Genomic DNA, 20,075 nt, shown 5'->3' on the forward strand with positions numbered 1-20,075 from the left:
TGAGTACCGAGTTTACGAAGTTTACGAGTAAAGCTGGGTGGACACGTTCGTTACCGGACAAGATGATGCCACGTCCGCCGTGTCGCGCCGTGACAGGCCCGTTCAGCGGCACGTCGCCAGTTGACGCGGCCAGGTCGCCAGTTGTCAGTTGCCCGTCACGATGACGGTGACCCCGGGCGAGGACTCGCCCAATCCGCTCGATTTCGGTTCCGCGGTGATGCCGAGCTGCTGCGCGATGGCTTGGCCCGCCTCTTTGTCGCCGGGCGAATTGCCGTAGTACACGGTGGTTTTCGGGATATTCGCGCCGGGGTAGTTGCCGGTCTCGACGACATTCCAGCCGTCGGCGGTGAGCTGGCCCGCGGTCTTGCCGGCCAGCCCGACGATCATGCTGTTGTTCAGCACGGTCACCGGAACCGCCTTGGCGGCGGCCGTGGTGGTCGCCGGAGTCGTGGTCGTCGGCGTGGTGGTCGCCGCGGACGACGGGGCGACACTCGTGGACGACGCGGCGTCCGGGGTCTTCGCGGGCGTGGTGGCCGCGGGCACCTGCGGTACCGGCTTGGCGCTGGTCGAGGTGGCCGACTCCGCGGGACCGGATCCTGAGCTGTCGGCATCGGACTTCGACAGCGACATCGCCCCAAGGCCACCGAACACGATGGCCAGTGCGATCAACACCATCGCCAACGCTCGCAATGGCGGCCCACCGGAGGTGGGATTCGGGTAGCTCACCTAGTCGAGCCTAGCCCGGTCATACCTGGAATCCGAGCCGTCGCGCGGCCCTGGCCTTTTGCCTGCTCGCCCGCAGCCTGCGCAGCCGCTTGACGAGCATGGGGTCGGCGGCGAGCGCCTCCTGCCGATCCACCACGGTGTTGAGCACCTGGTAGTACCGAGTGGGCGACATGCCGAACAGCTCCCGGATGGCTTCTTCCTTGGCCCCCGCGTACTTCCACCACTGGCGCTCGAAGGCCAGGATGTCGTGTTCGCGACGGCTCAGGCCGTCGCTGTCGCCGGTCGTTTCCGCTGCCGTGACATCGTCGCTCGCGGAAGGGTCGCCCTGGATCGCGGAAAAGTTCCGTGCCGCTGCGCCGTCCATCTTGCTCCCTCGCCGAGTTACCACCAGACGAAAAATGGTGCTTGTACGTCGCGGATCATTCAACCACGAGAGCGTGGGATCGCCGGGGGTACGGCGCGGCGTGTTCCCTACCTGCCGGTAGGCGTGTCGCGGGAAGGTTGCCGCCCCCGCACGGTCGGCGACCGGGCGGCGCGGCAATAATTGGTCCCATGGCTATCCTCCCGATCGTGATCGTCGGCGACCCGGTTCTGCACAACCCGACCGAGCGGGTCACCCATTCACCGGAGGAATTGGCCGAGCTCATCGCGGATATGTACGACACGCTCGACGCCGCGCACGGTGTCGGCCTCGCGGCCAATCAGGTCGGCGTGCCGCTGCGGCTGTTCGTCTACGACTGCCCCGACGTCGCGTCGGACGGCACCGCTACCCGACGCCGCGGCGCGGTGATCAACCCGGTCCTGGAGACCTCGGCGATCCCGGAGACCATGCCGGACCCGGACGACGACGAAGAGGGCTGCCTGTCGGTGCCCGGCGAGCAGTATCCGACCGGTCGTGCCGAATGGGCCAAGGTCACCGGCACCGACGAGCACGGCAACCCGGTCGAGATCGAGGGCAAGGATTTCTTCGCCCGCATGCTGCAGCACGAGGTCGGGCACCTGGACGGCTTCCTCTACGTGGACGTGCTGATCGGGCGCAATGCCCGGGCGGCGAAGAAGGCGATCAAGCGCAACGGTTGGGGCACACCGGGACTCAGCTGGATTCCCGGGACTGTCGCGGATCCGTTCGGCCATGACGACTGACCCGGATTTTCCGGAGATCCCGCTCGGCCGCCGCGTGGTGCTGCGTTATCGGCTGCCCGCCGGTTATCCACAGCCACTCACCGATGTGATCGGCGAACTGGTCTCGCTGGATCCGCCGACCGTGCGCGGGGCCGACGGGCAGGTCGTTTCGGTGACGCCGGATCGGGTGGTCGCGTTGAAAGCGGTGGGGCCCAGGCCGATTCGTACTCGCGAGATCAGGTCGCTGGAAGCCGCGGCGGCGGATGCCTGGCCCGGCATCGAGCACACCTGGATCGACGGGTGGTTGGTGCGCGCCGGGCACGGGTACACCGGTCGCGCGAATTCCGCTGTGCCGCTGGGTGGTTCCGACGGGCCCGCCGTGGTGACGCCGGCGGCGATCCACCGCATCGGCGAGTGGTACACCGAGCACGGGTTGCCGCTACTGCTCGTGTTGCCCGATCGACTGGCTCCCATCCCGCCGGGGTGGGACAGTTGGAGCGAGACCATCGTGCTGGCCATCGACATCGAGAATTTCGTGCTCCCACAGGGGCCTTCGATGGTGCGCGTCGCCGGCACACCGGACGACGCCTGGTTGGACTTGAACCGGTATGAAGGCGAAGCGCCGACACCGCAACGACTTTCGGCGCGGGAACCGGATGTCGAGGTGTTGACCGCCGTGCGCGACGGCGAGCTCGGGTTCGCCTCGCTCGGCGTGCCGACGCCGATCGCGATCGGTCGCGGCGCGGTAACCACGGCGCCGGACGGGCGGCGGTGGGTCGGACTCACCTGTGTGGCGGTGGGCGCGGAGCATCGCAGGAAAGGGCTCGGTTCGCTGGTGTGCGCCGAGCTGATCCGGTGGGGTCACGCGCGCGGTGCGACGCACGCGTACCTTCAGGTCGAGGCCGGAAACAGTGGCGCCCTCGCGCTGTATCGCGAGCTGGGTTTCGTCGAACACCACATGTATCGGTACGCATCCCCGACGAACCACCCCCACCGGTCCGCCGGCCTCCGGTAAAACGGAGTCATATCCCTACGAAGGAAGGCCGCTGTGCGCCTCGCCACCTGGAACGTCAATTCGATCCGCTCCCGGCTCGACCGGGTGGCGGAGTTTCTGGACCGCCAGGACATCGACGTGCTAGCGATCCAAGAGACGAAGTGCCGCGACGACCAGTTCCCGTTCGAGCGGTTCGACGAACTCGGTTACGAGGTCGCCCATCTCGGCATCAACCAGTGGAACGGCGTCGCCATCGTCTCCAGGGTGGGTCTGAAAGATGTGGAGTTCGCCTTCCCGAACCAGCCCGGCTTCGACAAGGAGGCCGGTGAATCGCTGATCAGCGCGCCGGTCGTCGAGTCACGCGCCCTCGGCGCCACCTGTGGCGGTGTCCGGGTGTGGAGCCTGTACGTGCCCAACGGCCGTGCCTTGGACGACCCGCATTACACCTACAAGCTGGAATGGCTTGCCGCCCTGCGCGACAACGGCGCCCGCTGGCTCGCCGAAGACCCCGCGGCCAAGATCGCACTCGTCGGCGACTGGAACATCGCCCCCACCGACGACGACGTCTGGTCCCCCGAATTCTTCGACAACAAAACCCACACGTCCCAACCCGAACGCGACGCCTTCCAGTCCTTCCTCGACACCGGCTTCGCCGACGTCATGCGCCCCTACGCCCCCGGCCCCGGCGTCTACACCTACTGGGACTACACCCAACTCCGCTTCCCCCGCAAAGAGGGCATGCGCATAGATTTCATCCTCGCCTCCCCCACCCTCGCCACCACCGCAACCGACGCCGTAGTCGACCGCGAAGAACGAAAAGGCAAGGGCGCCAGCGACCACGCCCCCGTAATCGCCGACTTCACCGTCTGAATACGGCGATTACAACGCCCACTGCTCGAGCGGCTCGGTATCGAGAGTTATATCGAGCGGCGCAGGGAGCAGCACCTCGGCACCGAACGGCATCGTCATTATCTGCTGATACCGATCTGCGCTGACACCGCTGTAGACAGCGACCTCGCGGGCCGCTCGATCGATCAGTAAGTAGACGGGAATACCCGCTGCCGCGTAGGCCTGTGGCTTGTCTGTTCGGCACCGACGATCGGCGTCCTCGGCGCGCGATGTGACTTCGACAACCATTAGTACCGGATCCGCGTCTGCCCATTTGCTTTGGCCTACAAAGGCTTCGGCGTCGGCCAGCACGCCGTCCGGGCGCGCCCGCCCCGTGCGATCGGCACCGACGATGAGTCCTTGCACAGTCGACAACCACAGCTCCGGCCGGTTCAGCACGAACAGGCGTATCAGCCACGCGACGGTGCAGCCGTGATTCCCATTCGGCGGAGGTTTCGCACTCAACTTTCCCTCGACGAACTCCAACCGCAAACCCTCCGCGATGCGGTGGGCCGCCTGAGCGAGTTCCTCGAACTCCGCTGTGCTCATCAGCGGCTCCCGAACCATGGCCATGGCGTCACGATACTGGCAGCGGCCTGGACCTTTGTGGGTTCAGGCCGCTGCCCTAGCGTTCGACCTATGGGTTCATTTCGTAGGTGCCTGCGAGGGCTCGGGCTTGGGTGAGGACCTGGTCGAAGCGGGCTCGGTCGGGGATTGGGCGGCGGATGAGGTCTAGGGCTCGGGTTTGCTGGGGTTTGGTGGCGGTGGGTTTGGTGTGCAGGGTTAGGGCGTTTTTGGCGAAATCTCGGACGAAGTTGTCGAAGATTTGGTCGAGGACGGCGGGAGTGGTGCCTTCGATTTCGGCCTGTTCGAGGACTAGTTGGGCGTAGGGGAGGGCGGTGAAGAGTTCGCCAAGGGCGAAGAGGAAGTCGACGTCGCGTTGCTGGGCGGCGGTGGGGGGCGCGGCGGCGAGCAGGGTTTGGAAGGCAAGGGCCTGTTCCAGGAAGACGGCGACGTTCGGGATGTGGGTGAACTTTTCGAAGACTTGGCGCCAGTCGCTGAAGCGGATGCGGCCCAGGCCGCTGCTCGGGCCCTGGCGGAAGAGGAATTCGTCGTCGGCGGTGTCGCGGCGGGTCGGCACGGGAGCGTATGCGGCACCGGCGAATTCGGCGCGCAGCTTCGGCACCGCGGCGCCCGCGCGTGGGGCGAGCTTGCGGCTGGACCAGCTCAGCGCACCGGAGACGGCGCGCAGGGTGCCCTTGGGCGCGGAACCGGCACCGGGCAGGAATTGCAGGGCGGCGAGGCCGGCGTCGGCGGGATGGAACATGTAGTTGGCCATGAACTTCAGTGCCAGGGCCATGTTCACGTGCACGGTGCCCTCGAGCCTGGGCAGGCCGAACAGTCCGAGCATCGCCATCGGGAAGTACATGTCCTTCTCGAAACCGCGGGCGGCGATCACGTCGGCGAGGTCCTCGATGATCCGCTGTCCCTGCCGGGTGACGGTCATCTTCTCGATTGCGTTGAACAGCAGGTAGCGCCGGTCTTCCGGTGCGGCGGAACGCATGTAGTCGATCGCCCGCTCGCTGTAGAGCTTCATCGCGATCAACCGCGCGTACGAGTCGGTCATCAGCGACTGCACCTGCGGGAACTCGGTTACCCGATGCCCGAACAGGATTCGGTTCTCCGCGTGCGTAATCGCCTCGTAGTAGGCGTGTTCGCAGGCACCGACGGCGCCGAAGCCGAGGTTGAATTTGCCGACGTTGACGGTGTTCATCGCCGCGTGGAAGGCGGCCTCGCCGCGGTGCAGGATGTCTTCCTCGGCAACGGGATACCCGTCGAGATCGAAGGCGGCCACGTACATCTGGCCGTCGACGACATTGCCGCGCAGATGGTATTTCTCGTGCTTGCTGTCCGCGACGAAGAACAGATAGCCCTCGTAATCCTCTTGCGTCGGTTTGCTTTCCAGCGCCTTGGCGCTGTCGATGATCGGCTTGTCGGAGCGGCGGCCGAACACCGAGACCAGCGCGGCCTGATTGCCGTTGCCGATGTAGTGCTTGCCGCCGGTGGCGCGGTAGCCGCCGCCCGGCTGCGGCTCGACCGTCATGTCGGTCGAGTAGACGTCGGCGCCGTGCTCCTTCTCGGACAGGCCGAAGGCGAAGATCTCGCCGGAGTCCAGCAGGGCGGCGGCGCGCTGCTTGGCCGCCGCGTTGTCGCTCTGCCAGATCGGGCCGAGCCCGAGGATGGTGACCTGCCAGACGTACCAGTACTGCATGGAGTAGAAGCCGAGGATCTTGCTCGTCATCGCGATCCGCGCGGTGTCCCAGCGCTTGTCCGGATCGCCGTTGGCCTCGGCGGCCGGTGTGAGGAAGGTCGCGAAGAGCCCCTCGCGCTTCACGAAATCGAGGAATTCGGCGTACCAGACCCGATCCCGATCCTCCTGCTTGAGCACCGCCTTGCCGCGGCCCTCGAACCAATCGACGGTGGCGCGCAGCAGCCGCCGGGTTTCCGCATCGAACTCGGCGAACTCGCAGGTCTTCGGGTTGAACAGGGTTTCGGTCATCGCTGACTCCTCGGCCGTGGCATCGCGCTTGCGCCTGCGTGCAGGTCGCTCGACAAGGTCGGTCGGCACCATCCGCCGACTTCATGCACGACTGTAGCATTAACATTCGTGGATGTAGGAAGTTGAGCTACAGGCGCAGGACCAGCGAGAACTCAGCAACCTCCGCTGCTATGTTGGTGCCCATGGGTAGCGATTCGGCCGTGCAGCCGCGGCAGCGAGCGCCGCACCTCGGCCCGGAACGCCGCCGCCCGCAGGTGCTCGATACCGCGCTGGCCATCGCCGTCGAGCACGGCATCGCGGCGATCACCATGGCCGCCATCGCCGAGCGGATGAACGTCACCCGTCCGGTCGTCTACGCCTGCTTCGCCGATCGCGTCGAACTGATCGAGGCGCTCATCCAGCGCGAGGAAAGCTACCTGGTCGACGACCTGCTCGGCGTGATGCGGCGCCGCGACGTCGACGCGGGCGAGACCGTGTTCATCGAAGGCTTCCGGGCACTGCTGGAGAAGGCGGCCGCACGGCCGGACGCCTGGCGCCTGCTCTACGGCAATCCCGATCCGGCCGTTGCGGATTCGTTCGGTCGCGGCCGCGCACTCGCCATCGAACGCTGCAGCGCACTGTTGCGGCCGACGCTGCGCGCCTGGGGCACCGAAGACGCCGAGCGCAAACTGCCGGTGCTGGTGGAGCTTTGGGTGTCGGCGGGCGAAGGGGCGGTGCGCAACCTGCTCTCGGACGAAGGCGCTTGGACACCACAGGATCTCGGTGCCTTCGTCGGCGCCGCTGTATACCGCGCCTTACGGCACGCCTGAGCTCCTCTCCGGATACTCACAGGCGACAGTCACCTCGACGACCGGCCGGTTGATCGGGCTGGGTCCGCCCATGCCCGACGAGTTATCCATGCGCTCTCGACATCAGCCGACCTGTGCGTCAACCGCCTTGTTTGACAAATCGTCGGCTGCTAACCGAACAGCTAGTCGAAATGCCTCCCGATACTCCGATGTTCCGGCAGAATTCGCCCTGTCGGGGGCGGATTCCGCCACTACGCCCGGCTGGCCATCACTACGATGGTGACTTAGTCGAACCAGGCCACAAGCCAGGCAAGGAGGTGCGGTCATGGCGTTCTACCGACAGGTAGGAGCGGTGCCGCCGAAACGGCATACCCAACATCGGGACGAACAAGGCCAGCTCTACTACGAGGAGCTGATGGGCGAGGAGGGCTTCTCCGGCGACTCGTCACTGCTGTACCACCGTGGGCTGCCGCCCGCGATCGTCGACTCGACGGTGTGGGAGCTGCCCGATCAGTCGACCACCCCGAATCATCCACTGCGGCACCGGCATCTGCGATTGCACGAGTTGTTCCCCGATGACACGCCTGCCAGGACCGACGCGGTGACCGGCCGGCGCCTGATACTCGGCAACTCTGATGTGCGCATCTCCTATGTCGTGGCCAAGGGCGCGTCGCCGCTGTACCGCAACGCGATCGGCGACGAGCTGGTCTACCTGGAATCCGGTGCCGCCGTGCTCGAAACGGTCTTCGGCGCGGTGCCAGCGCGGCAGGGCGATCAGGTGCTCATCCCGCGCGCGACCACGCACCGCTGGCTGCCCACCGGCCCGGAACCCTTGCGCGCGTACGTGATCGAGGCGTCCAGTCATATCACCCCGCCGAAGCGGTACCTGTCGAAGTTCGGCCAGCTGCTCGAGCACGCGCCCTACTGCGAGCGCGACCTGCACGGCCCGGCCGAGACGCTGACCGCGACCGGCACCGACGTGGAGGTGCTGGTCAAGCACCGGCCCGGCGGCAAAGTCGTCGGCACCAGGCTGCTGTACGCCACCCACCCGTTCGACGTGGTCGGCTGGGACGGTTGCCTGTATCCGATCACCTTCAATATCAGCGACTTCGAACCGATCACCGGCCGCATCCATCAACCGCCGCCCGCCCATCAAGCCTTCGAGGGGATCAACTTCGTGGTGTGCAATTTCGTACCGCGCAAGGTGGACTACCACCCACTGTCCGTCCCGGTGCCGTACTACCACTCCAACGTGGACTCCGACGAGATCATGTTCTACTGCGGCGGAAACTACGAGGCGCGCAAGGGATCCGGGATCGCGCAGGGCTCGGTGTCGGTGCACCCCGGCGGCTACGCGCACGGCCCGCAGCCCGGCGCCTACGAGCGCAGCATCGGGCTCGACTACTTCGACGAACTCGCCGTCATGGTCGACACCTTCCGGCCGCTGGAGCTCGGCGAGGGCGCCCTCGCCTGCGAGGACCCGGCCTACGCCTGGACCTGGTCGGGTCGGGGGCCCGCGTGAAAACTCGCGTCGAGGTACCCAGCGATTCGCTGTTCGGCGAGGACAACCTGCCCTACGGCGTGTTCGCCCCGGACGGCCAGAATTACCGCGTCGGAACGCGATTGGGCGATTCGGTCATCGATCTCGCGACCGCGCTCGGCGATCCGGAATTCGCCGAACCGAGCCTGGCCGCCCTCATGGCGCAGGGCCCGCGCCGCTGGCGCGAGGTGCGCGAACGCGTCCGCGAACTGGTCGGCAATGAAATCGACAGTGCCGCAATACATCCGATGCACGAGGTGCGCCTCGGCCTGCCGGTGCCGATCGGCGACTACGTCGACTTCTACGCCAGCCTCGACCACGCGACCAACCTCGGCCGCCTGTTCCGGCCGGACAGCGAACCGCTGCTGCCGAATTGGCGGCATCTGCCGGTCGGCTACCACGGTCGGGCGGGCACCGTGGTGGTGTCCGGCACCGAGGTGATCCGGCCTAACGGTCAGCGCCGAACCGATTCGGGCACACCAGATTTCGGACCTTCTCGGCGGCTCGATATCGAGGCCGAGCTCGGCTTCCTGGTCGGTGTCGGCTCCGAACTCGGCGATCCCGTCGAGACCGGCGAGTTCGCCGAGCGCGTCTTCGGCGTCGTGCTGGTCAACGACTGGTCCGCCCGCGATATCCAGGCCTGGGAGTACCAGCCGCTCGGCCCCTTCCTCGGCAAGTCCTTCGCGACATCGATCGCACCGTGGGTCACGCCGCTGGCCGCGCTGGAACCCGCGCGGGTGCCGACACCCGAACAGTCCCCCGAACCCCTGCCCTACCTGCGGGAAAAGGAGCCGTGGGGACTCGACATCGACCTGACGGTGTCCTGGAACGGGGAGGCGGTGTCGCACCCGCCCTTCTCCCGGATGTACTGGTCACCCGCGCAGATGCTGGCTCACCTCACCGCGAACGGCGCCATCACCCGCACCGGCGACCTGTACGCCTCCGGCACCATCTCCGGCCCGGAGCCGGATCAGCGCGGCTCGTTCATCGAACTGTCTTGGGGCGGTAGCGAACCCGTGCTGGTGAACGGCCAAAAGCGCACCTTCCTGGAGGACGGCGACGAGGTGGTCATCACCGCGTCCGCGCCCGGTCCCGACGTGCGGCGCATCGGCCTCGGTGAGGTCAGGGGCCGCATCCAGCCCGCGCGCCCGCGCGGATAAGCAGCACAGCACAACGACGCGAGTCGGGCCGATCAGCTCGGCCCGACTCGCGTCGTTTTCGATGATCTATTGTCCCGCAACGGCTCCCCGGCCCGCGTAGACCACCGCGATGAACCCGGTCAGGTCCTCGATGAGCAGGTCCTTGCCGTCCGGCGTGCCACCGTCGTCGTGATGGTGCAGCCAGTCCGCGACGAGCTCGAACATGCCGCCGATGGCGGCCAGCGCCAACGCGAGCCGTGCTCGTTGCACACCGGGATCGCTCGCCGGTTCGCCGGACCACTCCCGGTCCAGGAAGGCCGCCGACCACCGCCGGTTGCTGCGCCGAATCCGCTCCACCGTCGGCGAAATACCGCCCGCCTCACCGAAAGTCACCTTGGCCAGGCGCGGGTCGTCGGCGATGGCGTGCACGAACGCCGCGATCACCGGCGCGGCCCGCTGCGGCCAGGCCAGCTCGGCGGCCGCGACGGCGCCGGTGATCACCCGTTGCTGGATCTGCGCGGTGAGTTGTTCGAGCAGCGCGATGTAGCACGCTTCCTTGCTGTCGAAATGGTCGTAGAACCCTTTGGTTCCGACATAGGCGCGCTGGCAGATCTGCTCGATCGATGTTCCCGAATAGCTGTGCTCGGCAAACAGTTCGGTGGCCGCGTCGAGCAGCTGATTGCGCCGCTGGGCGCTGCGCTGTTCGGCGTCGAGTCCACGGATCCGGCGGCGAGCCGGCCCCTCGGCAGGCCGCGCGGCGGATTTGCTGCGGGTCATACCTCGACCATAGCTCGATAGGTTTTAAAAAGAGTTCTTGTTAGTAACAGGTTCTCATGCTGTAATCGCTGTCACGTTGATGAGGAAGGACGCATACGTGTCAGTGATCAATGGTGATCCGACCGGCCGCCCGCGGACCGGAAAACGTACGGTGGCCGTGTTGGTGACGATGGCGATCGCCATGGCCACCGTGCTGCTGAACGGCGCGGTCCAGCCCGCGCCCGCCGCCGCACAGCCACTCCCGAACGAGGACTCGTTCTACCAACCCCCCGAAGGATTCGAAGGCCAAGCACCCGGCGCGATTCTCCGATCGCGGGAGGTGCACCTGGCGGTCCTGACCGCGCTGCCGCTCAATGTGCGTTCCTGGCAGCTGCTTTACCGCACCACCGATCTCAACGAACAGCCCACCGTCGCCGTCACCACGGTCATCCTGCCCGCGGGCGCGGATCCGAATCGGTCCCGTCCGCTGGTCTCGCTGCAGTTCTACTACGACAGCGCGAGCAACGACTGCTCGCCGTCGTATGTGCTGCAACAGGGTTCGGGCCTGGCCGGGCTCGAGGGCATCCACTCGCAGAGCGAACTGATCGCGATCGCCGGGCTGATCAGCCAGGGCTGGGCGATCTCGGTGCCGGACTACGAGGGACTCGACGGTCACCTCACGGTGCCGAAGGAACCCGGATACCTGACCCTCGACGGCATCCGCGCCGCCGAAGGTTTCCAACCGCTCGGCCTGGACGGCACGAACACCCCGGTCGCCCTGTGGGGCTACTCCGGCGGCGGCATGGGCTCCGGCTGGGCCGCCGAAATGCAGCCGACCTACGCACCCGAACTGAACGTCAAGGGGATCGCCCTCGGCGCGCCGACCTCGGATGTGGTGTCGCTGCTGCACGTCAACGGGTCGATGTTCTCGTCGCTGATCGGCATCGGCATCTCCTCACTGCGCAAGGCCTATCCGAAATTCAAGGAGGCGGCCGACCGGTACCTGACGCCCGAGGGGCAGGCGCTGATGGACCGGACCGAGCGCACCTGCCTGCCGCGCAACGCGGTCACCCAGATGTTCGTCGACTACGGGCGACTGCTGACCATTCCGATTCCCGACTTCCTGCAGGTTCCCGAGATCAAGGAGACCTTCGAGCAGACGGTGCTCGGACGCAACATCCCCACCGCGCCGATCTTCCTGTACCAGGGCGTTTTCGACGAAGCGGTGCCGGTCTGGACCAATGACCGGCTCGACCAGCAGTGGTGTGCCGGTGGCGCGTCCGTCATCTATACCCGCGATCATCTCAGCGAGCATCTGAGCCTGCCGTCGCTCGGCATGGCGGGCACGCTCAACTGGCTGAAGGCGCGGCTCGCGCCCAACGCACCCGACCAGGTCGGCTGCCGCACCGACAACGTGGTGTCCATGCTGGCCGACTTCAACGCCCTGCTCACGCAGATCGAGATCAACCTGAACGCCACCTTCGGCGCGCTGGGTTTCCCGATCGGCCCACGCGAGCGCTGATCGCCCGCCCGTTGCCTGGCCCCCGACCGGAATGTCCGGTCGGGGGCCAAGCTTTTTCGGGTCCGCGGGGCGGAGCTCGTCCGATCATGGGGCGACCCACAGGATGTGGCTGTAGTCTCGGCCTGGAAAATTTCACACCGCCAACGGGGGCTCGCACCAGCGGGCTGAGAGGACGGCTAGGGCCGTCGACCGTATGAACCTGACCGGGTAATGCCGGCGTAGGGAGGAACAATCATGGCTACTGCTACGTCCAAAGACGGCTCCGAGATCATCGACACCGTCACCACCGGACCCATCGAAGGCAGTGTCAAGCACTACACCGAGGTGGACGGGCTGCGCATTCCGGTCCGTCGGGTCAATCTGACGAACGGTGAGCATTTCGACGTCTACGACACCTCCGGCCCGTACACCGACGACACAGCCCAGATCGATCTGGAGTCGGGCCTACCGAAATTGCGTGACACCTGGGCAAAGCCCGAGGTCGACGGGCCGCCGACCCAGCTCGCCTGGGCGCGCCAGGGCATCATCACGCCCGAGATGCGTTTCATCGCTGCCCGCGAAGGTGTGACACCGGAGCTGGTACGCGACGAAGTGGCCCTCGGTCGCGCGGTGATTCCCGCCAACCACAAGCATCCGGAGCTGGAGCCGACCATCATCGGCAAGAAGTTCCTGGTGAAGATCAATGCGAACATCGGCAACTCGGCCGTCTCGTCCTCGATCGCCGAGGAGGTGGAGAAGATGGTGTGGGCGACCCGCTGGGGCGCGGACACCATCATGGACCTGTCCACCGGCAAGAACATCCACGAGACCCGCGAGTGGATCCTGCGCAACTCCCCCGTCCCGGTCGGCACCGTGCCGATCTATCAGGCGCTGGAGAAGGTGAACGGCGATCCGACCAAGCTCACCTGGGAGATCTACCGCGACACCGTGATCGAGCAGTGCGAGCAGGGTGTCGACTATATGACCGTGCACGCTGGCGTGCTGCTGCGCTATGTGCCGCTGACCGCCAAGCGGGTCACCGGCATCGTCTCGCGCGGCGGATCCATCATGGCCGCTTGGTGTTTGGCGCATCACCAGGAATCGTTCCTGTACACCAACTTCGCGGAACTGTGCGAGATCCTGGCGAAGTACGACGTGACGTTCTCCCTCGGTGACGGCCTGCGGCCCGGCTCCATCGCCGACGCCAACGACGAGGCGCAGTTCGCCGAGCTGCGCACCCTCGGCGAGCTGACGAAGATCGCGAAATCCTTTGGCGTGCAGGTGATGATCGAGGGCCCGGGGCACGTGCCGATGCACAAGATCGTGGAGAACGTGCGGCTCGAGGAGGAGCTGTGCGAGGAGGCGCCGTTCTACACCCTCGGCCCGCTCGCCACCGATATCGCGCCCGCTTACGACCACATCACCTCGGCCATCGGCGCCGCGATCATCGCACAGGCGGGCACGGCCATGCTCTGCTACGTCACCCCGAAGGAACATCTGGGGCTGCCCAATCGGGACGACGTCAAGGTCGGCGTGATCACCTACAAGATCGCCGCGCACGCCGCCGACCTGGCCAAGGGGCACCCGCACGCACAGGACCGGGACAACGAATTGTCCAAGGCGCGTTTCGAATTCCGCTGGCGCGACCAGTTCGCGCTGTCGCTGGATCCGGACACGGCCAGGGAATACCACGACGAAACCCTGCCCGCCGAGCCCGCCAAGACCGCGCACTTCTGCTCCATGTGCGGGCCGAAGTTCTGCTCGATGCGCATCTCCGCGGACGTGCGCGAGTACGCCGCCCGCAACCAGCTCACCGATGTGGCGGCGATCGAGGCCGGGATGGCGGAGAAGTCCGCCGAGTTCGCCGACAGCGGGAACGCGGTTTACCTGCCGATCGTCACGTAGGTCGAGTTCGCCCGTCCAGCAACACGTCCGGCTCCCGCGCAGCTGCGGGAGCCGGGCGTGACGACACGTCGATTCGGGGCCAGTGGGCTGACGTCGTTGGCGGTGCTGTTGCGCGTGTTGCTTGCACTGCTGAGGTAGTCGGAAGTGCAAGGGCCTCAGCTACGTTCGTAGGTCCCGGTCAGCTCTCCGCGGGCGATGACGTGCCCGTTGATGGCAAGCAGTGTTTTGGCGAGCGTCGCATCACCTCTGAGTCCGCTCGTGGTATCGAGTGCGAAGATCTGGAAGACATAGCGATGCGGACCGTGTCCCGGGATAGGGCGTGGACCTGCATATCCCCGGCGTTTGAAAGCGCCGACGCCGATATGAAACGGCAGGTCGTTCGAGACTTGGCCGCGCTCGAGGTTGAGGACACCTTCGGGGAGCTCGTTCACCTGCGGATCGATACCGGTGACCAGGCAGTGCACGATCGGGCGTGGCAACGGAACGTCGGGGTCTTCGACAATGAGCACCAGCTCGACTGTTGACGCTGGGACGCCTGCCCATTTCAGTGGTGGCGAGATGTCATCCCCAACGCCTTTACCGGCATGCCGTTGCGGGATTGGCGTCCCGTCGGCGAAGGCTGTACTCGTTAGAGTGATGAGCGCCGGCGCATCGCGGGCGGCCGGGCGATGTGCAGCAATCTTGTCGATACCCGCGCGGACGGGTCGCAACAGACGCCCAATCGGGTGTTTGATCATGTGAACTCCGTTGGTCAGCGAGCACGAGGGTGAGGTGCGGTGTGAGTTGTTCAGGAGCGGCGTTTCGGGTTCGGTGTCACGCTCCGGATCCGCTGTCGACGGGTATAGCACCCGACCGAAACACCTCTAGTAGTTCGATCGGCAGATACCCCTGCTCGGAAAGACGCGCCAGGACACCACCGCTGGCGAGAATCTCGAGGATCAGCGGCGGCAGCGGCGGTGCCTGGCCCGATATGCCGGTGACGTCGTTGCGGTAGGTCCCGGTCGCGAAGTCGAAGCTGCCTTCGTCGCCGTCGGAGAAGATCTGCGTGACCCCGGGAGCAGTCAGGGCGGGCAAGCCCGAATTGATGGCATTGCGGAAAAATAGGGAGTTGAATTCCTCGGCGATCAGTGCCGCGATGCCGAGGCTGCGGAACAGTGCGGCGACCGGTCGGGAGGATCCGACACCGAAGTTCTTGCCCGCGAGGACGATATCGCCGGGCTCGACCAGGTCGGTCCACCCAGGACGGATTTCGTAGAAGACATGCTTCGCGGCTTCGGGGATGTCGAGCTTCATCGCGAATGCCGGGTACATGGCGTCGGTATTGATGGAGTCGCCGAAGACCCAGACCCGGCCGGTGATGGTCATGCGGTCACCCTCCGGGGGTCGGTGATGTACCCGGCGACGGCCGACGCGGCGACGGTGGCCGGGGATGCCAGATAGATTTCGGCTTCGGTGCTTCCCATGCGGCCTTTGAAGTTTCGAGTGCTCGAGGTGAGGCAGACTTCACCGGAGCCGACGACGCCCATGTGGTAGCCGAAACACGCCCCGCAGGTGGAATTGGTGACCACGCCACCGGCATCGGCGATGTCCTGGAGATAACCCAAGCGCATCGCGTCGCGGTAGACCTGCTGCGAAGCCGGAGTCACCAACAACCGCACCCCGGGCGCGACGGTCCTGCCACGCAGGATCCGCGCGGCGATCCGCAGATCGTCGAGTTGGCCATTGGCGCAGGAGCCGATGAAGGCCTGATCGATGGTGCGCCGTTCGATCTGGGATACGGGTAATCCGTTGTGGCTCACCGTGCCCGGCCGTGCGACATAGGGTTCGAGACCGGCCAGATCGATGGCGCGGACGGCGAGGTATTCCGCGTCCGAGTCGGCGTCGGCGGGCTCGAAGTCGCGCACTCCCCTGTCGGTGAGGAACTCCCGCAGCACGTCATCGACACCGAAAGTGGCGAAGTCAGCGGAGATTTCGGCTGCCTGGGTGGCGATGGTGCGGCGGTCGTTGAGTGGGATGCTCGCCAGGCCGGAGCCGCCGAATTCGAGGTTCTGGTTGGTGGCGTCGCCGTAGGTGTCGGCGATGGAGAGGAAGACGTCTTTGCCGCTGATCCCCTCGGGGAGTTGGCCGTTGAGTTCGTAGCGGATGGTGGGCGCGACCTGGAGCCAGGTGGAACCGGTGCAGAGGATGGAGTACAGCTCGGCGGGCCCCAAGCCGCGAGCGGCGGTGTTGTAGGCGCCACCGGCGCAGGTGTGCGAATCGGTGCAGGCCAGCACTTCGCCGGGGCGGGCAAGACCGTTCTCGGCGATCACCTGGTGGCAGATGCCGTGGCGGCCCACGTCGAAGAACTTCTCGATTCCGAAGTCTGCGACGAACTTTCGTGCCTTCGGTCCGCCCTCGGCGTCCTCGAGTGTGGGTGCCGGGACCGCGTGGTCCATGATCACGGCGACTTTGTCCGGATTGTGGATCCGGCTGGGCGGGATCCACAGCGTCGCGAATTGCAGGTCGATCATGACGCACATGTCGACATCGACGGTGACGATGTCACCTGGACGAACCTGTGCGACACCGGCTTTGCGGGCCAGCAGGTTCTCGATCATGGTCATGCCCATGGTTCAGGCTCCTTCCGAACGGAAACGCTCGCCGAGCTCGGACCATTCGGCCAAGCCGAGCAGATCGAAGAACTCGGCGGGTTCGGCGGGCAGCCACGGCGACGGATCGCGGCCGAGGAGTTCGGCCAGGCCGGTCAGCATGGCGAACGTCGCGGCACCCAGTGGCAGCGAGGGATGGATCGCTATCGCGTAGCCGAGCTCACGCAATCGGGCGGTCGATTCGATCGGTGTCAGCCCGCCGATCACTAGATTGATCAGCAGCGGTGCCGACACCTCCTTAGCGATCTGCTCGATCTCCTCGATGCCCTGCGGCGCTTCGACGAAGATCACATCGGCACCCGCGGCGGCGTACGCGTTGGCGCGGTCGATCGCGGCGTCGATGCCAAGGGGCCCGCGCGCATCGGTGCGGGCGATGACCACCAGATCGGGATCGGTGCGGGCATCGAGTGCGGCCGCGAGTTTGGCGACGAACTCGCCGGTATCGACGAGTTCCTTGTCCGGCAGGTGCCCGCACTTCTTCGGAAATGCCTGGTCCTCCAACTGGATTGCGGCAACCCCTGCGGCTTCGTACTCGCGGACGGTGCGGATCACGTTCAGCGGTGCACCGTAGCCGGTGTCGGCGTCGGCGATGAGCGGGATATCGCCAAGCGTGCGCACCAAAACCCTTGCACGCTCTACCATTTCGGTCTGGGTGAGCAAGCCGATGTCGGGTAGTCCGAACCCGGAGGCCGCTACCCCCGCACCGGTCAGGTATGCCGCGCTGAACCCGATCCGGCTCACGAGTGACGCGGAGATTCCGTCGAAGACGCCGGGGGCGATGATCACTTCAGCACCGGCAATGGCCGCGCGCAGCTTTACCCGGGCCTCGTGGTGGCTCATTACAGCTGTTCCTTTCCAGCCAAAGCTCCCGCGACCGGCGCGGCCAGCAGGTGGGCCAGATCGCGGATATCGGCGAGTTCGTCAAGCCTCAGGACTGCTCGCTGAATTGCATCGAGTCGTTCGGTGGCCACCAACGGGCCGACTAGTGCTCGGTATTTGGCAATGAGATCGTCGTTGGTGACCGGGTCGGATGGGCCGCCGTGGGGCTGCACGATCCTGTTCTCCAGCACGGTGCCGTCGTTGAGCGTGATGGTCAGCTCGGAGGCGTAACGCTCGGAGGCGGGCCCGTTCTGGATGTTCTCGTCCAGCTTGACCTCGACCTTGCCGAGCAGCTCCCACACGTCATCGGCGTCGAGGCGTTCCTCGGTGAACTGCGGCGGCAGCACCGCGCCGTCGAGTAACGCCACCGAGGCGGCGTACCCCAGGTTCATCTGCGCGCCGATCGACGTCAGCGGACGCTCCGGTTGCCACCAGCCGTGCGAATAGACGGTCTGCCCGACCCGAATCTCGATGTGCGCGATGGACTTCGGGTCGATCCGGTGTTCGGCGCGCAGTTCGAGCGCGGCCTGGATGGTCCCGTGCAACCCGCCTTGGGCGGCATAGGATTTCACCATGATCACTTCGGTGTGCCAGCTCTCGCCGAGTCCGGCGATGACCCGCGCGGGGTCCGGGTTGTGGCCTTCACCGAAGACGGCCAGATAGCCGCCGTAGGGTCGGTCGAATACCTTCTTGATGCCGGTGTAGCCCCCTTCGGCCAGTCCCGCGGCGTAATAGCCGTTGCGCGCGGCGAATCCGTGTTGCATACGCTTGGACATGGCCTCGTATTGGGCGGCCATCAGGCCCCCCGACTGGGTGCCCGCCATGCCGAGGGCATCCTCGAGCATCGCGGCGTCGAGTTCGCGTAGCTTGCCCGCGGCCATTGCGGCAGTGTGGGTGCCGAACACCGGGCCGCTGTGCCAGCCCCGCGACAGCATCTCCGACCCGTGTAACGCCAGCCCGACCCGTGGCCCCACCTCGTAACCGGCGATGGCCGCGGTCAGCGCCGCCGCCCCCGACGCACCGCCGAACTGCTGCGCCGACGCCAATAGCACGGGCAGGATCAGCGAGTTGCTATGCAACGGTGCCAGGGGATGGAAGTCATCGAGCTCGAAGCCCTGAATGAAGGTGCTGTTCAACAGGACTGCCGCAGGCCCGCTGGTGGTGGCTCCGGTGCCTATCACCGACACCTCGCCCGCGCCTTCCAGGCCCAAGACGGACTTGGTCGCAACCCGCGACCACGGCAGTTGCGCACCGACCAGCCCGCACGCCACACCGTCGAGGAGAAGGTGTTTGGCGCGCGTGCGCACGCGTTCGGGAATCGTGTCGAGCGTGAGCTGCTCGACCCAGCTGGCAAGCGGAACTGTGACCTCGGGGGTTGTCGTGTCGCTCATGCAATTAGTGAACTACCGACAACCTTGCCGATCGTGAAATCGAAGGAAAAGTCGATGCGCGTGAGATCCGAAGATGGAACTATCCGCTGATCGACCGACTAATGTCGGAAATAGCGAATCTCCGACCGATACGGTGCAGGTCGGCTCGGTGGCGTTGGTGCAGATACCAGAGGGAGCAGATATGCCCGAGACCCGTGCACGGGCCGGCGTCGACGAACTCGAACTGACGTTGCTCGATGCCTTGCACGCCAATCCGCGGGCGAGCTTCGAGCGACTGGGCTCGGCGTTGAACATCTCCGCCGTCACCGCGGCCCGTCGATGGCAACGACTCTCGGAATCGGGCCGGGCCTGGGTGTCGTCAGTGCCCGGCCCGAAGTTGGCGCTGGCCGGGGCGGTGTACGAGGTCAAAGCCGAACCAGGACGTGTCATGGAGGTCGCGCAGGCACTGGCCACGATCCCTCAGGTCGGGAGCGTGTACTTCACCGACGGAGCCTTCGACATCCATACCCTGGTGTTCACCGGAGACATGCAGACGCTGACGGCACTGCTCTTGGAGCGATTACCGCACATCCCCGGAATCGCCGGAGCTCAGGCGCATGTCGGCCTGCGTTGGCACAGCGGGGTCCAATGGCGTCTGGGCGCAATCGACACGAGTCAGCAACGTTCAGTGGTCGACGAAACCGAGAATGCGGGCGGGCAAGCAGCACGTGACCGCTCGTTCGAGCCCGACGACCGCGCCCTATTTCTCGCTCTTCAACGCGACGGGAGAGCCCGATACCGTGATCTCGCAAGAGAACTCGGCACCTCCGAGCATCTAACCAAGCGTCGACTGGCTTCGCTCGTCAAACGCGGAATGATGAATTTCCGCACCGACTTTGCGCGCAGCGAAGGGGGCTGGCCCGCCGAACTCGTCTTATGGCTCACCGTTCCGCACCCCGAGCTACGCCGCGTCGGTGACGAGATCGGGCAATGGCCGGAGACGAGGATCTGCCTGTCCACCATCGGATCGGCCAACCTGATGGTGATGTCGCAGGTCCACCAGATCGCCGAGCTCTCCGAAATTCTCGACCGGATCCACCGGACATTCCCCATGGCGGCGGTAGCCGACCAGCGAGTAGTGCTGCGGCCCTGCAAATCCTGGGGCCGCATGCTCGACAGTGCCGGTCATGGGACCGAAGTCGTCCCCGTCGACCCCTGGGCGCCGATCACCGAACCCTCTAGCTGACCACGGCCTGTCA

The 20,075-nt window shown here is 66.0% G+C and carries 19 protein-coding genes and 1 riboswitch; of the genes, 9 read left to right on the forward strand and 10 right to left on the reverse strand.

The annotated features are described in order from the left end of the window. Nucleotides 1–144 precede the first annotated feature (144 nt). Both ACFWF1_RS00215 and ACFWF1_RS00220 read right to left on the reverse strand, forming a co-directional pair. Nucleotides 145–726 (reverse strand): LytR C-terminal domain-containing protein, encoded by a 582-nt coding sequence (locus ACFWF1_RS00215; RefSeq protein WP_379284308.1) that lies wholly within the window; start codon nt 724–726, stop codon nt 145–147. Between the two features lie 19 nt (nt 727–745). Further along, the gene (locus ACFWF1_RS00220; protein ID WP_379284307.1) at nt 746–1,090 is read right to left on the reverse strand and encodes a DUF3263 domain-containing protein; all 345 of its coding nucleotides are present in this window, start codon (nt 1,088–1,090) and stop codon (nt 746–748) included. A gap of 188 nt (nt 1,091–1,278) precedes the next feature. On the opposite strand from ACFWF1_RS00220, the gene ACFWF1_RS00225 reads away from it, so the two are divergent. Genes ACFWF1_RS00225 through ACFWF1_RS00235 form a run of 3 tightly spaced genes read left to right on the forward strand, consistent with a single transcriptional unit; the run spans nt 1,279 to nt 3,712 of the window. Beyond that, nucleotides 1,279–1,869, forward strand: coding sequence for a peptide deformylase (locus ACFWF1_RS00225; RefSeq protein ID WP_379284306.1), 591 nt, complete (start codon nt 1,279–1,281; stop codon nt 1,867–1,869). After that, nucleotides 1,859–2,863, forward strand: coding sequence for a GNAT family N-acetyltransferase (locus ACFWF1_RS00230; protein WP_379284305.1), 1,005 nt, complete (start codon nt 1,859–1,861; stop codon nt 2,861–2,863). Before ACFWF1_RS00225 ends, ACFWF1_RS00230 begins: the two co-directional genes overlap by 11 nt. Nucleotides 2,864–2,896: 33 nt before the next feature. After that, nucleotides 2,897–3,712, forward strand: a complete 816-nt coding sequence (locus ACFWF1_RS00235; protein ID WP_379284304.1) for an exodeoxyribonuclease III — start codon at nt 2,897–2,899, stop codon at nt 3,710–3,712. A gap of 9 nt (nt 3,713–3,721) precedes the next feature. Here ACFWF1_RS00235 and ACFWF1_RS00240 read toward each other — a convergent pair whose 3' ends face one another. Both ACFWF1_RS00240 and ACFWF1_RS00245 read right to left on the reverse strand, forming a co-directional pair. Continuing rightward, nucleotides 3,722–4,303 (reverse strand): Uma2 family endonuclease, encoded by a 582-nt coding sequence (locus ACFWF1_RS00240; RefSeq protein ID WP_379284302.1) that lies wholly within the window; start codon nt 4,301–4,303, stop codon nt 3,722–3,724. Between the two features lie 64 nt (nt 4,304–4,367). Further along, a complete protein-coding gene (locus tag ACFWF1_RS00245) occupies nt 4,368–6,290 on the reverse strand; it encodes an acyl-CoA dehydrogenase family protein (RefSeq protein WP_379284301.1) in 1,923 nt (640 codons plus the stop codon). 182 nt (nt 6,291–6,472) lie between these two features. Here ACFWF1_RS00245 and ACFWF1_RS00250 point away from each other — a divergent pair, with 182 nt between their 5' ends. From ACFWF1_RS00250 to fahA, 3 genes are all read left to right on the forward strand, one after another. Next, complete coding sequence (locus ACFWF1_RS00250) at nt 6,473–7,099, forward strand: TetR/AcrR family transcriptional regulator (protein ID WP_379284300.1); 627 nt, start codon at nt 6,473–6,475, stop codon at nt 7,097–7,099. A 304-nt stretch (nt 7,100–7,403) separates the two neighbouring features. Then, nucleotides 7,404–8,600 (forward strand): homogentisate 1,2-dioxygenase, encoded by a 1,197-nt coding sequence (locus ACFWF1_RS00255; RefSeq protein WP_379284299.1) that lies wholly within the window; start codon nt 7,404–7,406, stop codon nt 8,598–8,600. Next, the gene (gene fahA, locus ACFWF1_RS00260; protein ID WP_379284298.1) at nt 8,597–9,778 is read left to right on the forward strand and encodes a fumarylacetoacetase; all 1,182 of its coding nucleotides are present in this window, start codon (nt 8,597–8,599) and stop codon (nt 9,776–9,778) included. The genes ACFWF1_RS00255 and fahA overlap by 4 nt, the downstream gene beginning before the upstream one ends. Before the next feature lie 66 nt (nt 9,779–9,844). On the opposite strand, the gene ACFWF1_RS00265 is transcribed toward fahA, so the two are convergent. Continuing rightward, nucleotides 9,845–10,534 carry a TetR/AcrR family transcriptional regulator gene (locus ACFWF1_RS00265; RefSeq protein WP_379284297.1) on the reverse strand — a complete coding sequence of 230 codons (690 nt, stop codon included), beginning with the start codon at nt 10,532–10,534 and terminating at the stop codon, nt 9,845–9,847. A gap of 97 nt (nt 10,535–10,631) precedes the next feature. On the opposite strand from ACFWF1_RS00265, the gene ACFWF1_RS00270 reads away from it, so the two are divergent. After that, on the forward strand, nt 10,632–12,035 hold the full coding sequence (locus ACFWF1_RS00270) for a lipase family protein (protein ID WP_379284296.1): 1,404 nt from the start codon (nt 10,632–10,634) through the stop codon (nt 12,033–12,035). 133 nt (nt 12,036–12,168) lie between these two features. After that, nucleotides 12,169–12,277: riboswitch (TPP riboswitch) on the forward strand. Continuing rightward, the gene (thiC, locus tag ACFWF1_RS00275; RefSeq protein WP_379284295.1) at nt 12,270–13,919 is read left to right on the forward strand and encodes a phosphomethylpyrimidine synthase ThiC; all 1,650 of its coding nucleotides are present in this window, start codon (nt 12,270–12,272) and stop codon (nt 13,917–13,919) included. Its footprint overlaps the riboswitch before it by 8 nt. Nucleotides 13,920–14,074: 155 nt before the next feature. Here the strand turns inward: thiC and ACFWF1_RS00280 are convergent, their stop codons facing one another. The 5 genes from ACFWF1_RS00280 to ACFWF1_RS00300 all read right to left on the reverse strand — a co-directional run bounded on the left by ACFWF1_RS00280 (nt 14,075) and on the right by ACFWF1_RS00300 (nt 18,837). Then, the gene (locus ACFWF1_RS00280; RefSeq protein WP_379284294.1) at nt 14,075–14,656 is read right to left on the reverse strand and encodes a YbhB/YbcL family Raf kinase inhibitor-like protein; all 582 of its coding nucleotides are present in this window, start codon (nt 14,654–14,656) and stop codon (nt 14,075–14,077) included. A 76-nt stretch (nt 14,657–14,732) separates the two neighbouring features. Beyond that, the gene (locus tag ACFWF1_RS00285; protein ID WP_379284463.1) at nt 14,733–15,278 is read right to left on the reverse strand and encodes a 3-isopropylmalate dehydratase; all 546 of its coding nucleotides are present in this window, start codon (nt 15,276–15,278) and stop codon (nt 14,733–14,735) included. Nucleotides 15,279–15,280: 2 nt separating this feature from the next. Next, nucleotides 15,281–16,528 carry an aconitase/3-isopropylmalate dehydratase large subunit family protein gene (locus ACFWF1_RS00290; protein WP_379284293.1) on the reverse strand — a complete coding sequence of 416 codons (1,248 nt, stop codon included), beginning with the start codon at nt 16,526–16,528 and terminating at the stop codon, nt 15,281–15,283. A gap of 3 nt (nt 16,529–16,531) precedes the next feature. Then, entirely contained in the window at nt 16,532–17,407 is an 876-nt protein-coding gene (locus ACFWF1_RS00295; RefSeq protein WP_379284292.1) for an oxaloacetate decarboxylase, read from the reverse strand. Further along, nucleotides 17,407–18,837 carry an MmgE/PrpD family protein gene (locus ACFWF1_RS00300; RefSeq protein ID WP_379284291.1) on the reverse strand — a complete coding sequence of 477 codons (1,431 nt, stop codon included), beginning with the start codon at nt 18,835–18,837 and terminating at the stop codon, nt 17,407–17,409. Before ACFWF1_RS00300 ends, ACFWF1_RS00295 begins: the two co-directional genes overlap by 1 nt. A 181-nt stretch (nt 18,838–19,018) precedes the next feature. On the opposite strand from ACFWF1_RS00300, the gene ACFWF1_RS00305 reads away from it, so the two are divergent. Continuing rightward, a complete protein-coding gene (locus ACFWF1_RS00305) occupies nt 19,019–20,062 on the forward strand; it encodes an Lrp/AsnC family transcriptional regulator (RefSeq protein WP_379284289.1) in 1,044 nt (347 codons plus the stop codon). The last annotated feature ends 13 nt before the right edge of the window (nt 20,063–20,075 follow it).

Origin of the sequence: Nocardia sp. NPDC060255, assembly GCF_042727395.1 — a bacterium.
Taxonomy (GTDB): domain Bacteria; phylum Actinomycetota; class Actinomycetes; order Mycobacteriales; family Mycobacteriaceae; genus Nocardia.